The organism is Kitasatospora sp. P5_F3 (assembly GCF_054049135.1).
The window spans coordinates 34,131-48,031 of the sequence record NZ_JBFUMY010000004.1 but is presented as its reverse complement, the minus strand read 5'-3'; the positions used below and the strand labels follow the sequence as shown (position 1 = coordinate 48,031).

Genomic DNA, 13,901 nt, shown 5'->3' with positions numbered 1-13,901 from the left:
CCGACACGCGAACGGCGGCCGTCCCCGTGCAGGGGGACGGCCGCCGTTCGGCGTACCGGGCTCAGCCGATCGCGGAGCGGTACTTCCGGACCGAGAGCCAGGAGAACCCCGCTGTGATCACCACGGACCAGATGACCGACAGCAGGATCGCGTTCTCCATCGGCCAGCCGCCCGTCACCGGGCCGACCTGGTTGCCGAACAGGTCGCGGCAGGCCTGCACCGTCGCACTGAACGGGTTCCAGTAGGCGATCGGCTGCAGCCAGCCCGGCATCGAGCTGACCGGCACGAAGGCGTTCGAGATGAAGGTCAGCGGGAACAGCCAGATCAGACCGGCCGAGGTGGCCGCCTCCGGACTGCGCACCGACAGACCGATCAGCGCGCCGATCCAGGAGAAGGCGTAGCCCAGCAGGAGCAGCAGCCCGAACGCGACGAGCGCCTTCGGGAAGCCCTCGTGGATCCGCCAGCCGACCAGCACCGCGACGATCATCAGGACCACCAGGGTGAAGGCGGTCTGCACCAGGTCGGCCAGCGTGCGGCCGACCAGCACTGCGGAGCGGGTCATCGGGAGCGAGCGGAACCGGTCCACCAGCCCCTTGGTCATGTCCTCCGCGATACCGGCCGAGGCGCCGGCCACCGCGAAGGTGACGGTCTGGGCGAAGATGCCCGCCATCAGGAACTGGGTGTACGTGCTGGCACTCGCGCTGGTGCCGGGGATCTGGATCGCCCCGCCCATCACGTACGAGAACAGCAGCACGAACATCACCGGCTGCATCAGCCCGAAGACCACGATCTCCGGGATCCGGGTCATCCGGCGCAGGTTGCGCTTGGCGATCACCCAGGAGTCGTGCAGCATCGCGCTGATGCCGTGCCGCTGCTGCGGGACGGCGCCGCCGATCGCGTGTTCGGTGGCAGTGGTCATCAGGCGTCCTTCCCATGGCTCTTGCGGCCCTTGGCGGGCTGCGACTCGTCCTCTTCCTCGACCTCCGCGGCCGTGGCGTGGCCGGTCAGCGAGAGGAACACGTCGTCCAGGGTCGGGCGGCGCAGACCGATGTCGTCGATCACGATCGAGCGCGAGTCCAGCTCGCGGATCACGTCGGCGAGCACCTTGGCGCCACCGCTGACCGGGATGGTGATCTTGCGCGTGTTCTTCTCCAGCGTCGGGTCACCCTTGGCGTACGGGGCCAGCGCGGCCAGCGCCTCGGTCACGTCGTCCCGCTCGTGCACCACCACCTCGACCCGCTCGCCGCCGATCTGGGCCTTGAGCTCGTCGGCGGTGCCGCGGGCGATCACCTTGCCGTGGTCGACCACCGCGATGTCGTGGGCGAGGCGGTCCGCCTCCTCCAGGTACTGGGTGGTCAGCAGCAGGGTGGTGCCCTGCTCGACCAGGGTCTCGATGACCTCCCAGAGCGCGAGCCGGTTGCGCGGGTCCAGACCCGTGGTCGGCTCGTCCAGGAACATCACCGGGGGCCGGACCACCAGCGCGGCCGCCAGGTCGAGCCGGCGGCGCATACCGCCGGAGTAGGTCTTGGCGGTGCGGTCGGCGGCCTCGCCGAGGTTGAACCACTCCAGCAGCTCGCGGGCGCGGGCCTTCGCGTCCCGCACGCTCATCTGGTAGAGCTCGCCGACCATCTGCAGGTTCTCACGGCCCGTCAGGTACTCGTCGACGGCGGCGTACTGACCGGAGAGGCCGATCAGGCTGCGCACCTTGTTCGGGTGCTTGAGCACGTCCACCCCGGCGACCACGGCGTGGCCGGAGTCGGGGCGGAGCAGGGTGGTGAGAACGCGGACCGTGGTGGTCTTGCCGGCGCCGTTCGGGCCGAGCAGTCCGAGTACCGTGCCCTCCGGAACGTCGAGGCTGACGCCGTCGAGGGCACGTACGTCACCGAAGGTCTTGACCAGGTTCTCGGCTTGGATGGCTGGCGCCATGAGCCTGCCTCATCTCCTCTGACGATATGACTGATATGTCCACTCTGACCCGGTGGCAATACCCGGTCGGACCGGGTTCCATGCCCAGGGAGGGACATCGGAGAAACGCGATGCATCGCGAGAATGTCAGCTCGCGATATATCGCGTCAAGGATCGAGCTCATGGCGCAGCAAGGACAGCGCGGAGCCGATCCGCGCTGACACCCTCTCAGTTGGGACTGACAACCGCCGCTGGTTTTCGGCCTTCTGGAGTTTTCGGGCGCTACTGGGTGACCACGTAGCCCGCGTCCCGGAGATCGCCCAGCACCACGGCGCAGTGCTCGGGCCCCTTGGTCTCCAGGTGCAGATCCACCTCGACCTCGGTCAGACCGAGCCGGGGGTCGATCCGGACGTGCGCGATGTCCAGCACGTTGGCGTCCACCCGGGTGAGCACCGCCAGCAGATCGGCCAGCGCGCCCGGCTTGTCGGCCAGCCGGACCCGGATCGACAGGTACCGGCCCGCGGCCACCAGGCCGTGCCGCAGCACCCGTTGCATCAGCTGCGGGTCGATGTTGCCGCCCGAGAGCACCGCCACCACCGGTCCCCGGAAGCTCTCCGGATGCTCCAGCAGCGCGGCCAACGGGCTCGCCCCGGCCGGCTCGACCACCAGCTTGAGCCGCTCCAGGCTGAGCAGCAGAGCTCGGGACAGGCCCTCCTCGGAGACCGTCCTGACACCGTCGGCCAGCGTGTTCACCACCTCGAACGGGATGTCACCCGGACGGCCGACCATGATCCCGTCCGCCATGGTCGCGAAGCGCTCCAGCGAGACCGGCCGGCCCGCCGCCAGCGAGGGCGGGTACGCGGCCGCGCCAGCCGCCTGCACCCCGATCACCTGGACGTCGGGGCGGAGCGGCTTGACCGCCGCCGCGATCCCGGCCAGCAGCCCGCCGCCGCCCACCCCGACCAGGATGGTGCGGACCTCCGGGCACTGCTCCAGGATCTCCAGGCCGACGGTGGCCTGACCGGTGATGATGTCCCAGTGGTCGAACGGGTGGATGAACACCGCACCGGTCGCGTCCGCGTAGTGCTGGGCCGCCTGCAGGGCCTCGTCCACGGTGCTGCCGTGCAGCCGGACCTCGGCACCGTAGTCCCGGGTCGCGGCCACCTTCGGGAGCGGAGCCGCCAACGGCATGAAGACGGTGGACCGCACCCCCAGCAGCGAGGCGGCCAGTGCCACCCCCTGCGCGTGGTTGCCCGCACTCGCCGCCACCACACCACCGGCCCGCTCCACCGGCGAAAGACCGGCGATCCGGACGTACGCGCCGCGCAGCTTGAACGAACCGGTGCGCTGCAGGTTCTCGCACTTGAGGTGCACCGGCGCGCCGATCAGCCCCGCCAGATACCGGCTGCTCTCCATCGGGGTGACCCGGGCGACCCCGGCGAGCATCTTGTGCGCACCGCGGACGTCGTCCAGGGTGATCGGCCAGTTGTGCATACGTCCTCTTCGAGGCAGATGGTCCGGCAGACAGGGGCTCGGGGAACTGCGACGCCGACCCTTGCAAGGTGATCTGTGCGTAGGTGGTCAGGCACTTTCGTACGTGACCCCGGCGCCCGATCTCCTCGCAGTTCCCCGAGCCCCTGGACCGTAGGGCTGAGCCCCTGCCTATGGTGCGGGCGTCAGCCCAGGGCGCGGGTGAGGTCCGCGAGCAGGTCGTCGATCGACTCGATGCCGACCGAGACCCGGACCAGGTCGGCCGGCACCTCCAGCGCCGAGCCCGCCACCGAGGCGTGCGTCATCCGGCCCGGGTGCTCGATCAGCGACTCGACGCCGCCCAGCGACTCGCCGAGGGTGAACAGCTCGGCCCGGTTGCAGACGTCCACCGCGGCCTGCTCGCCGCCGTTGACCCGGAACGAGACCATCCCGCCGAACGCCTTCATCTGCTTGGCCGCGATGTCGTGCCCGGGGTGCGACTCCAGACCGGGGTAGATCACCTGGCTGACCTTGGGGTGTGCGGAGAGCAGCTCGGCGACCTTCCCGGCGTTGGAGCTGTGCCGGTCCATCCGGACCCCGAGGGTCTTGATGCCGCGCAGCACCAGCCAGGAGTCGAACGGCCCGGCCACCGCGCCCATCGCGTTCTGGTGGTACGCCAGCTCCTCACCGAGACCCGCCTCGGCCGCCACCAGGGCGCCGCCGACCACGTCGGAGTGGCCGCCCATGTACTTGGTGGTCGAGTGCACCACCACGTCGGCGCCGAACGAGATCGGCTGCTGCAGGTACGGGCTGGCGAAGGTGTTGTCCACCACCAGCAGCGCACCGGCCTGGTGGGCCACCTCGGCAAGACCGGCGATGTCGGAGATGCCGAGCAGCGGGTTGGAGGGGGTCTCCACCCAGACCGCGCGGGTGCTGGGGCGCAGCGCGTCCCGGACGGCGGCCAGGTTCTGGGTGTCCGCGACGGAGAACTCGACGCCCCAGCGGGTGAGCACCTTGGCGAACAGCCGGAAGGTGCCGCCGTAGGCGTCGTTCGGGATGACGATGTGGTCGCCCGGCTTCAGCACGGTGCGCAGCAGGGTGTCCTCGGCGGCCAGGCCGGAGGCGAAGGCGAGCCCGCGGGCGCCGCCCTCGATCGCGGCGAGGCACTCCTCGAGGGCGGTCCGGGTGGGGTTGGCGGAGCGGCTGTACTCGTAGCCGTTCCGGAGGCCGCCGACGCCGTCCTGCTTGTAGGTGGAGACCTGGTAGATCGGCGTGACGACGGCCCCGGTCTGGGGGTCTGCTTCCTGACCCGCGTGGATGGCGAGAGTCTCGAAGCCCTGGGGAAGCTGGTGCTCGGTCATACTCCCGAGCCTAGTGGTCGAACCGGGCCAAGGGCGGGCAGAGCGCCCGCGTTGCCGACCACCCGTCAAGTGCGACCTGCCGGGCGGCTACGATCTGCAATTTCCGCACACATGTTCAGGCTGCGGACGGAACGTCAGAGGGGGAGGACCGCATGGGCACGCCCGCGCGACCCACCGGAATGAGCACCGCGGGGCGGGCCGCACTCGCGGTCGCCATGCTGGTCGGCTTCTACCTGCTCGCGGCCGGCCTGGTGCTCGGCGTGCTGGGCGCCGACGTCGCCCTGGTGCTGGAGACCGGGCGGCTGAACCCGGCGATCGGCAAGCTGATCCTGCTCAGCCTGGCCGTCGCCTACCCCGTGCTCCGGGTGGTCTTCCTGACCCGCCGCCCGCGCGAGCAGGGCGAGGCGTACGGCCTGCCGGTGACCCGGGATCAGCAGCCGGAGCTGTGGGCCGGGGTGGACCGGATCGCCGAGCGGACCGGCGTCCGCGGCCCGGCCGAGATCCGGCTGATCCCCGAGGTGAACGCGGGTGTCCGGGAGGAGACCAAGCTGCTCGGGCTGATCCCCGGCAAGCGGCACCTGGTGATCGGCGCGCCGCTGCTGATCGGCCTGACCGAGGCCGAGCTGGACTCGGTGCTGGCCCACGAGTTCGGCCACTACAGCAACCGCGACGTCCGGCTGGCCGGGGTCACGGTCGCCGGGCGGACCGCGATCCTGCACACCATCCACGGCCTGCACGCGCGCGCCGACGGCCACCAGGCCCAGCAGGAGGCCGAGCTCAGGGCGAAGGCCGCGAAGCGGCTGGCCAAGGGCAAGCAGGTCTCCGACCAGAAGGCCGGCGGCGGCGTCGACCGGGCGCTGGCCAAGCTCTTCACCCAGTACGCCAAGCTGTACTTCCGGGTCTCCGAGTCGGTGAGCCGCCGTCAGGAGTACGCCGCCGACCGGTCCGCCGCCGCGATCGCCGGACGGGACGCCACCGCCGCCGCGCTGCGCCGGCTGCCGCTGCTGGCCGCCGCCGAGGACTTCTACCTCAACCGGTACGCCACCATCGGCTGGTCCGCCGGGCTGCTGCCGATGCCGGGTCAGGTGTACGGCGGTCTGGCCGAGCTGCTCGCCGACCCGAAGCGCCGGCAGGAGCTGGCCGAGCTGGCGCTGGAGCCGGACCAGGACGACGCCGACCCGTACGACTCGCACCCGCCGATCTCCCTGCGGGTCGCCGCGATCGAGGCGCTGCCCGACGACGGCCGGGCCGCCGAGGGTTCCGGCTCCGCGCTCGGGCTGCTGCGCGAGGCCGAACGGACGCTGGCCGAGCTGGAGTCGGTCTCGCTGGTGCCCGAGGCGGCGACCAAGCGCCGGGTGGAGTGGCCGGAGCTGGTGCAGACCGTCTGCCTGGCCGACTGCCGCGAGGACAGCCAGCCGATCCTGACCGCGCTCGTCTCCGCCGGGCTGCCCGGCACGGTCGAGGCGCTGCTGGACGCGATCGACGCCGGACGTACCTGGGAGCTGGCCGGCCGGCTGCCGCGCCGCGAGCAGACCACTGCCGCGACCGGCCAGGCCGCCCGCGAGCTCGCCCGCCCGGTCTTCCGGTCCAGCCTGGCCGGGCTCACCGTGCTGGCGCTGGCCGAATCGGGCCTGGCGCACTGGGAGTTCTCCTGGTCCACCACCGCCGTCCTGCACCTGCCGGACGGCTGGGACGAAGCCTTCACCCCCGCCCTGGACGCCGCGGTCGCGGACGCCTCGGACACCGCACCACTGCGCACCCTGCTCACCAACGCCGGGCTCACCCCGGCCGCTCACTGAACCACCGGAGTCACCGCATGCTGTTCTCCACCATCGCCGCCGGCGTACTGCTGTACACCCTGTTCAAGTGGCTGCGGGCCAGGCGGGCCGCCGGCCGGAAGCACATCCAGGTGCTGTCGGACCCGGCCCTCGCCTCCCGGTTCGGCCTGGTGCCCAATCAGGGTCTGGTGCTCGGCCGCACCACGGTCGACGACGACGCCCGGATCGCCCTGTCGGCCGCCCGGGAGGGCAGCTGGCGGGTGCCCGCCGCGTACATCGMCGCGGCGGGCACCGACTGGGACGAGCGCTGGGAGCGGACCGAGCTCTTCGTCAACCCGGCCTGCCACGACGACAGTTGGCTGAACGCCTGGCGGATGGAGCAGCCGGACAACTCCGACGCCGCTTCACTGCACGTAGTGGCCCTGGTCCACGCGGGCTGGGCGATCCGTGGCTCCGGCTACGCCAACACCGTCACCAACGAGATGTGGCAGGGGTTCGGGCAGAAGCTCCGGCAGGCCACCGCGGCCGCCGCCGAGGCCGTCCGGCTGGCCCCGGCCGCGGACCCGGGCCCGTATCTGGCCCAGCTCGCGCTGGCCCGGGGCGACAAGTGGTCGAACGAGCAGTTCCGGGCGTTCTGGGCCGAGGTGGTCAAGCGGACCCCGCTGAACCGGGACGCGCACTGGCAGGCGATGCAGTACTGGTGCCGCAAGTGGCACGGCAGCAACGAGCTGATGCACGCCTTCGTCGACGGCGCGATCGCCGCCGCCCCGGCCGGCAGCCTGCTCAGCACCCTCAAGCTGGACGCCTACGGCGAGCAGTTCAACGACGCCGAGACCCGGACCTCCCAGCCGCTGCGGGCCGCCGTGGACGCCGTGCTGGCCGACATCGCGGCCGCCCGGCCGGACCACCCGGAGCTGGCCCGGCGGAATCCCGGGCGGCCGCAGGGCGTTGCAGCAGGCACAGTCCCCCGATCACTGGGAGCAGCCGTGCTGTTCAACCGTCACAAGAGCGAGCTGGTCACCGCCGAGCAGGCCCTGCCCGGCCGGGCGGCCCCGCAGTTCGCCCTGACCGAGCCGCACACCGTGCTCGGCACCCCGCTGACCGGCCCCTATCCCGCCGGTCTTGAGACGGCCGACTTCGGGTTGGGGTGCTTCTGGGGCGCCGAGCGGAAGTTCTGGGAGCTGGACGGAGTGTGGACCACCCTGGTCGGCTACCAGGGCGGGCACACCCCGAACCCGACCTACGAAGAGGTGTGCAGCGGCCGGACCGGGCACACCGAGGCGGTCCGGGTGGTCTACGACCCGGCGCTGGTCTCGTACGAGACGCTGCTGAAGACCTTCTGGGAGGCGCACGACCCGACCCAGGGCTTCCGCCAGGGCAACGACCAGGGCACCCAGTACCGCTCCGCCGCGTACACCCACACCCCGGAGCAGGCGGCCGCCCTGGCCGCCTCGCGGGACGCCTTCCAGCCCGCCCTGACCGCGATCGGCCTCGGCCCGATCACCACCGAGACCGGCCCGGCCGGCCCGTTCTACCCGGCCGAGCCCTACCACCAGCAGTACCTGTCCGACGCCAAGAACCCGAACGGCTACTGCGGCCTCGGCGGCACCGGCGCCAGCTGCCCGATCGGCGTGGCCAAGACAGACAGCTGAAGCATCCGCACACAGTTCGAGCCCTCCCCGATCTTCCGGGCGAGGGCTCGAACTGTGTGCAGGCCAGGCGCCTAACGGATGGCCGGGCTGCGTTCCACCGGAATCCACAGCTGTGTGTCCGACTCCGTCCAGTCCGCCGACGGTCGGGTACGCAGGATCTCGGGCCCCGGCCGACTCGCGTACGGGTTGGACGGGAACCACTGCGTGAACACGTCCCGCCACAGGTGCTGAAGCGCCTGCGGGTACGGCCCGGTGTTCTCGAAGACGGCCCACGTACCCGCCGGGACAGTAAGCACGTCAAGGTCCTCGGGCGCCCCGGCGCTGGTCACCACCGCATGCCAGTAGTCGAGTTCGCTTCCCTCCTCACGGCTGTCGGAGAGATGCACGACCACCGAGAGGATCCCCTCCGGCTCCTGATCGGACAGGCTCGCGATGCGCTGCACAGTCTCCGGTCCGATGCTCCGGACATGCTCGGCGATGTACGGGTTCACCCCCTCGTGGATCAGAGGGACTGTGGCCTTCTTGCCGACGACACGAAACTCCTCCTTCTCCACGACCTGGTACTTCATGGTGCTGCTCCCTTCGATGATGAGTCGGAAGGACATCCGGGACTGGGACTGCAGAGCCGCACCGGTCCGCCTGGCCTCACCCGGACCGACACCGTGCACCGCGCGGAACGCCCGTGCGAACGCCTCGGCCGATCCGTAGCCGTACCGCGTCGCGACGTCCAGCAGCGTCCGCTCCCCCGCGAGCACCTCAGCGCCCGCGACCGTCAGCCGCCGGCGCCGGATGTACTCCGACAGCGGGATCCCGGCCAGCATGGAGAACAGCCGCCGCAAGTGGTACTCGGACGTCAGCGCGATGCGGGCCAGCTCGGCCACATCGATCTGCTGGTCGAGATTGCCCTCGACGTGTTCCATGGCCTGGTTCAGCCGTTCCAGCACCCCGGTCTCCTTCCCCTTCGATCACTCACCCTAGGAAGGCCCCACCCTGCCGCACCCGACATCCCGTGCCCGCTTCGGTCGGGTACGAGAGACCACCGGCGGTCTCCGCGCCCCCACGAATGGGAGTCGGACCAGCACCACGGCACGGCCGCAGCGCACTCGCCGGCACGGGTGTCAACCTGAGTGACCCTTCTACGGGCTGGGGCCCTGCCTGCCAGATCGGCGTCGCCAAGACCGGCGAGTAAGGATCGCCCTGGCCTGCGCCCGTAGCCCGGCCTGTCGGGGCGCCCTGAGATGCTGCTCCGCATGATCGAGCCGCCGCGCGCAGGCCTCCCGCCAGTCATACCGTCAGTGACCTCGTCCTGGAGCCGCATCGACCGGTGGTTGGCCAACCATGCCCGGGCCAGCCATGCGCAGTTGCGCCCTCCCGCCTCCCCACTGGAAAATCGAGCGCGCGGAGACACTCCTCGGGGCTTCGCTGCCGTTTGATCTCCGGGAATCTCTGCTCTGCCACAACGGCGACGAGAGTCGCATTGGCGTGCTCCCCTGCGGACAGCTGTACTCGACCGAACAGGTCATCGAGATCCGCAGCATGCGCATGGACATCTGGGAGCCCGAAGATCCCGACGACCAGCAGGATCCTTGGTGGGGAGCGCTGTGGATCCCGTTCGCCGGCGGGGACGGGGACGAGCACTTCATCGAGGCAGGCCCCGGAACGTGGCACAACCACCTCGGACACGCCCCACACGACGACACGGCAAGCTTCCTCGGATGGCCCAGCCTGGGCACCTGGCTCCACGCCGTGGCCGAGGCGATGGAGCACCATAACCAGCCCGACCACGCCATCGCCGCATACCGCCCGATGCTCCGTGGAAACGGTGAGGTGGACTGGTGACCACGCCACGAGAGAGCGACTCGTCGAGCCAGCCGCAATCGGTCACATGGCACAGCACGCTCGGCGGCACCGGCGCCAGCTGCCCGATCGGCGTGGCCCGCACCGAGGGCTGAGACCGGGTCGTCGGTGGCCGGGGCCTAGCGGCGCTTGCGCCGTTCAGCGGCACGCTGCTCGACATCGGCGAGGAACCAGCCGGGAACCTCGCCGGTGGCGCGCAGTTGCCGACGTTCGTCGGCGGTGAGGCGATCCGCAGCGGCGTCCACGGCGAACGCGTAGTGGCCCATCTTCTGCGCTGTGCCGTCCCTTCGCATGTCGCCACCGATCCGGGCTGCCAACCCGCTGCCGAGCACCGTGCCCACGACCTGGAGCAGACCGGCGAAGCCCGTCCGCCGGCTCTTCCGGCCCAGGTGGTCCCGGACCGCGAGCCAGCAGAGCCGTTCGTCGGTCGCCTGCGGGACCTGTTGAGACTGCGTCACGTTCGTTCTCCTCAAGGACGATGAAGGCCCCGTCGGAGAACCGGCGGGGCCTTCGTCACGTACGGGGTGTCAGCTGGTGGCGTCGAGCAGCTTCTTGATCTGCTCGTAGGTCATGCCGCTCTGGTTCAGCAGCTTGATCTGTGCCTCGGGGATGCCCTTGGCCGTCAGCTCCTTGAGCTGAGCTGCCGTCAGCGGGGCCGCGGCGGTCTTGCCGCCGGTCTTGGCCTTGCTGCCGGCCGAGCCCATCATCGAGGTGACGATCTCCTCGAAGTCGGACATCGCGAACTTGGTGGCGCCGTCCGGAGCCTTCGGGGCCTCCCCGGCGTCCTTGCTGAAGGTCACCTTGACCGGCAGGTGCGCCTCGGCCGGCAGCTTGGAGTCGATCTGGGCCAGGTCGAAGGAGATCTCGGAGACCGAGCCGTCCTTGATGAAGACGTCCAAGCCGATCTTCTTGTCCGGGATGTCGGTCGGGGCGGCGCCGGGCAGCTTCTCCATCCCCGGGATGTCCTTGAGCACCGGCTTGATGCTCTTCAGCAGGTCGTCCGCGAGGGCCTTGGCCGGAGCGGCGACGTAGATGTGCTCGGCGCCGTCGTGCTTGCCCTTGTCCTCGAAGGTGACGTTGCGGGAGAGGACGTCCTTGACGGTGTTCACCAGGCCGGAGGCGACCTTCGGGTCGACCGAGGGAGCGGCCGAGGCGCCGCCGGGCTTGCTGCCGGCCGCCTTGGTCGCCTGCTCGGCGAACTCCTTGAGGGTCTTGCCCTCGATGGAGATCCACTTGCCGGCGAGGGCGTCCTGGATCACCTTCGGGAAGGCCCCGGCGGCGTCCTTGATCTCACCGGCGTCCTCGCCGGCCAGCTGGGCGATGCCGTCGACATCGGCCTTCACGTAGAAGTTGCCGTCGACCAGGCGCAGCTCGGCGTAGCTCTTGCCGCTCTTGCCGGACAGCGCGTACGCGACGTCGTAACCGGGGTCCTGGCCGAGCGAGTTGAGCGGGTCGGCGCCGGACTGGGCGTTCTTGAAGGACTCGAGGTCCTTGAGCGGCTTGTCCGCGCTGACCGCGAGCGAGATCTTCAGCTCGGCCATCAGCTCGGCGGTCTTGCGGTCCATCTGCTCGCCCTTGTCGCTGGCGAGCTTGTCGAACGCGAGGATCTCGTCGGCCGTCGCCCCGAAGGAGAGCTCGGCCTTGAAGGTCTTGCTGTCCGTGATGTTGCCGAAGGCGTCGGAGACCTTCTCGGCGGCGGTCAGCTGCTTGACGGTGCCACAGGCGGCCAGGCCGGTGGCGAGGACAACGGTGCAGGCGGTCGCGGCGACGGCCCCCCGGACCGTGCGGCGCATGGTGGTGTTGATGGAACTCTCCCCCGTAAGGCTGCGCCCAGGCGGTGTCGACAGCCGGGCGGAAAGGTTTGACTGCTGCTGGATACGGTGCCCAGACAAGCAGCTTTCACCCGCCGGGGCACCCCGATTTCGCCGGTCGTGGCGGAATCGGGACGTGCCCCATAACTTATCCGGTTCTTACGACAGTCCGACCGCGGGGGTCAGATCGCACTGCCCGCCCGCCAGGTCGCCCAGTCCATGTTCCAGCCGTTCAGGCCGTTCGACGGATCGACCGTCCGGTCACCGGAGTTGATCACCTCGACCACGTCGCCCACCATCGAACTCGCGTAGAACTTGGCCCCGTTGGTGTTCGGGTCCGAAGCACCCTTGGCGTCCTTGAGGGAGATGCAGCCATGGCTGGTGTTGGCGTTGCCGAACTGCGAGTCGGGCGACCAGTAGTTGCCGTGGATGAAGGTGCCCGAGGTGGTCAGCCGCTGCGCGTGCGGCACGTCCGGGATGTTGTACTCGTCGCCGAGGCCGACCGTGGCGGAGTCCATCTTGGTCTGCTGGTACTGCTCGGAGATGACCAGCTTGCCGGCCCAGGTCTTGTGCTCGGGGGCGCCGCCGATGACCGGGTAGGTCGCGGTGACCTGACCGTCGGTGGTGACCGTGAGGGTGTCGGCGGAGAGGTCGGCCACGCTGGTCTGGCTGCGGCCGATGGTGAAGTTCACGTCCTTGGACTGGGTGCCGTAGACGCCCTTGGCGCCCTCCACGTCCTTCAGCCGGAGCTGCAGGGTGACCCTGGTGCCCTTCGCCCAGTACTGCTGCGGCCGGAAGTCCAGCCGGGTGCTGGAGAACCAGTGGCCGACGATCTCGACGCCCGGCTGCGCGGTCACCGTGATCGCCTGCTGGACGGCCTTCCGGTTGGTGACCGGCTTGTTGAAGTTGATCGAGACCGGCATACCCACCCCGACGGTCGAGCCGTTCTCCGGGGTGAAGTAGCCGATGAAGGTGTTGGCCGGCGAGGCGGTGCCGAACTTGGTGTTGGCGTCCGCCTCCAGCTTGTCCGCGTCCAGCGCGACGGCCGCCACGCGGTACTTGGCACCACTGGTGAGCGGCCCGGTGGAGACCCAGCTCGCCCCGTCGGCGGCGAGCTGCCCGGGTATCTCCTTGCCGTCCTCACCGGTGAGCTTGACCGAGCTGAGCTTGCCGTCGGCGACGGTGATCTTCACCGGCTCGGTGAAGGAGGCATCCGTCACACCGTCGGCCGGGACCACCGTGATCTTGGCGACCGAGGTCTTCGGCGAGCTGCTCGCGCCACCCCCGGTACCGCCACCGCCGCCGCCCTTGTCGGAGTCGCCGCTGCAGGCCGCCAGCAGCAGGACCGGGGCGCCCAGCAGACCGCCCAGCACCCCGCGTCGGGTCCAGCTGCTGCCGGGGGTGGGGCGCTGCTCATCGGCTGACGTCACGGTCGGTCTCCCTGCTCTTCACCTGCGGGCGCTACGGATACAAACAACGCAATCCAGGACGAAGCGGTTCCATCACCAAACGGTTGAGATCGTATGAGACTACTGAAGATGCCGCCATAACGGACGAATCGCCCGCCCGGAGCAGTCCGGACGGGCGATTCGTGGTACGGGAGGGACTACTCGGCCGCCTCGACGGCGTACTCGTCCCAGTTCTCGTCGGTCGGGTCGAACTCGGTCTGGGCGGACTCCCAGGTGGCCGAGGTCAGCTCGATGCCCGGCACCTCGCCGAGCAGCGCCACCGGGTCGATGAAGTGCGCGAGCGAACCGGACGGGTCCACCTCGATCGCCTCCACCGACTGGGTGCGCTCCTCGTCGTCCAAGTACTCGTCGCTCTGGACCTGGGCGAGTGCGGCGGCCTTCAGGGCCTGCTCGTCGGTGATCTCGGCGATGATTTCGATGCTGAGGCGTACGACGGGCCGGCCCCCGGAAACCGGGGGCCGACCCTTCCGTCTCCGTCGGACTCCCCCACCCGGGAGCCACGGAGACGCGCCTTTCGGCGCGGTAGGTGCCGCAGGAGCCGCCGCACCCTGGCCTCGGTCGAGACCGCTGCCAGGGGCGGGACGACGGCAACCCCTAC

At 70.2% G+C, this 13,901-nt stretch carries 12 protein-coding genes; 3 read left to right on the top strand and 9 right to left on the bottom strand.

Annotated features, from left to right (window positions below; translation table 11 throughout):
- Positions 1 to 61 precede the first annotated feature (61 nt).
- The 4 genes from ACXJMZ_RS02720 to ACXJMZ_RS02705 form a co-directional block, all read right to left on the bottom strand.
- Positions 62 to 919, bottom strand: coding sequence for an ABC transporter permease (locus tag ACXJMZ_RS02720; protein WP_457028350.1), 858 nt, complete (start codon positions 917 to 919; stop codon positions 62 to 64).
- Positions 919 to 1,926 (bottom strand): ATP-binding cassette domain-containing protein, encoded by a 1,008-nt coding sequence (locus ACXJMZ_RS02715; protein ID WP_457028349.1) that lies wholly within the window; start codon positions 1,924 to 1,926, stop codon positions 919 to 921. The genes ACXJMZ_RS02720 and ACXJMZ_RS02715 overlap by 1 nt, the downstream gene beginning before the upstream one ends.
- Before the next feature lie 261 nt (positions 1,927 to 2,187).
- Positions 2,188 to 3,399: a threonine ammonia-lyase gene (gene ilvA, locus ACXJMZ_RS02710; protein WP_457028348.1), complete on the bottom strand. Its 1,212-nt coding sequence runs from the start codon at positions 3,397 to 3,399 to the stop codon at positions 2,188 to 2,190.
- A 182-nt stretch (positions 3,400 to 3,581) separates the two neighbouring features.
- The gene (locus tag ACXJMZ_RS02705; RefSeq protein WP_457028347.1) at positions 3,582 to 4,736 is read right to left on the bottom strand and encodes a cystathionine gamma-synthase; all 1,155 of its coding nucleotides are present in this window, start codon (positions 4,734 to 4,736) and stop codon (positions 3,582 to 3,584) included.
- Positions 4,737 to 4,888: 152 nt separating this feature from the next.
- On the opposite strand from ACXJMZ_RS02705, the gene ACXJMZ_RS02700 reads away from it, so the two are divergent.
- Positions 4,889 to 6,535, top strand: coding sequence for a M48 family metalloprotease (locus ACXJMZ_RS02700; RefSeq protein ID WP_457028346.1), 1,647 nt, complete (start codon positions 4,889 to 4,891; stop codon positions 6,533 to 6,535).
- 965 nt (positions 6,536 to 7,500) lie between these two features.
- On the top strand, positions 7,501 to 8,166 hold the full coding sequence (msrA, locus tag ACXJMZ_RS02695; protein ID WP_457028442.1) for a peptide-methionine (S)-S-oxide reductase MsrA: 666 nt from the start codon (positions 7,501 to 7,503) through the stop codon (positions 8,164 to 8,166).
- Between the two features lie 71 nt (positions 8,167 to 8,237).
- Here the strand turns inward: msrA and ACXJMZ_RS02690 are convergent, their stop codons facing one another.
- Positions 8,238 to 9,110, bottom strand: a complete 873-nt coding sequence (locus tag ACXJMZ_RS02690) for a GyrI-like domain-containing protein (protein ID WP_457028345.1) — start codon at positions 9,108 to 9,110, stop codon at positions 8,238 to 8,240.
- A 409-nt stretch (positions 9,111 to 9,519) separates the two neighbouring features.
- On the opposite strand from ACXJMZ_RS02690, the gene ACXJMZ_RS02685 reads away from it, so the two are divergent.
- Positions 9,520 to 10,005, top strand: a complete 486-nt coding sequence (locus ACXJMZ_RS02685; RefSeq protein WP_457028344.1) for an SMI1/KNR4 family protein — start codon at positions 9,520 to 9,522, stop codon at positions 10,003 to 10,005.
- Positions 10,006 to 10,142: 137 nt separating this feature from the next.
- On the opposite strand, the gene ACXJMZ_RS02680 is transcribed toward ACXJMZ_RS02685, so the two are convergent.
- From ACXJMZ_RS02680 to ACXJMZ_RS02665, 4 genes are all read right to left on the bottom strand, one after another.
- Positions 10,143 to 10,481, bottom strand: coding sequence for a hypothetical protein (locus ACXJMZ_RS02680; protein WP_457028343.1), 339 nt, complete (start codon positions 10,479 to 10,481; stop codon positions 10,143 to 10,145).
- Between the two features lie 69 nt (positions 10,482 to 10,550).
- Complete coding sequence (locus ACXJMZ_RS02675) at positions 10,551 to 11,816, bottom strand: hypothetical protein (RefSeq protein WP_457028342.1); 1,266 nt, start codon at positions 11,814 to 11,816, stop codon at positions 10,551 to 10,553.
- Between the two features lie 200 nt (positions 11,817 to 12,016).
- Positions 12,017 to 13,264, bottom strand: a complete 1,248-nt coding sequence (locus tag ACXJMZ_RS02670) for a L,D-transpeptidase (protein WP_457028341.1) — start codon at positions 13,262 to 13,264, stop codon at positions 12,017 to 12,019.
- Positions 13,265 to 13,440: 176 nt separating this feature from the next.
- Entirely contained in the window at positions 13,441 to 13,644 is a 204-nt protein-coding gene (locus tag ACXJMZ_RS02665; protein WP_457028340.1) for a hypothetical protein, read from the bottom strand.
- Between the last annotated feature and the right edge of the window lie 257 nt (positions 13,645 to 13,901).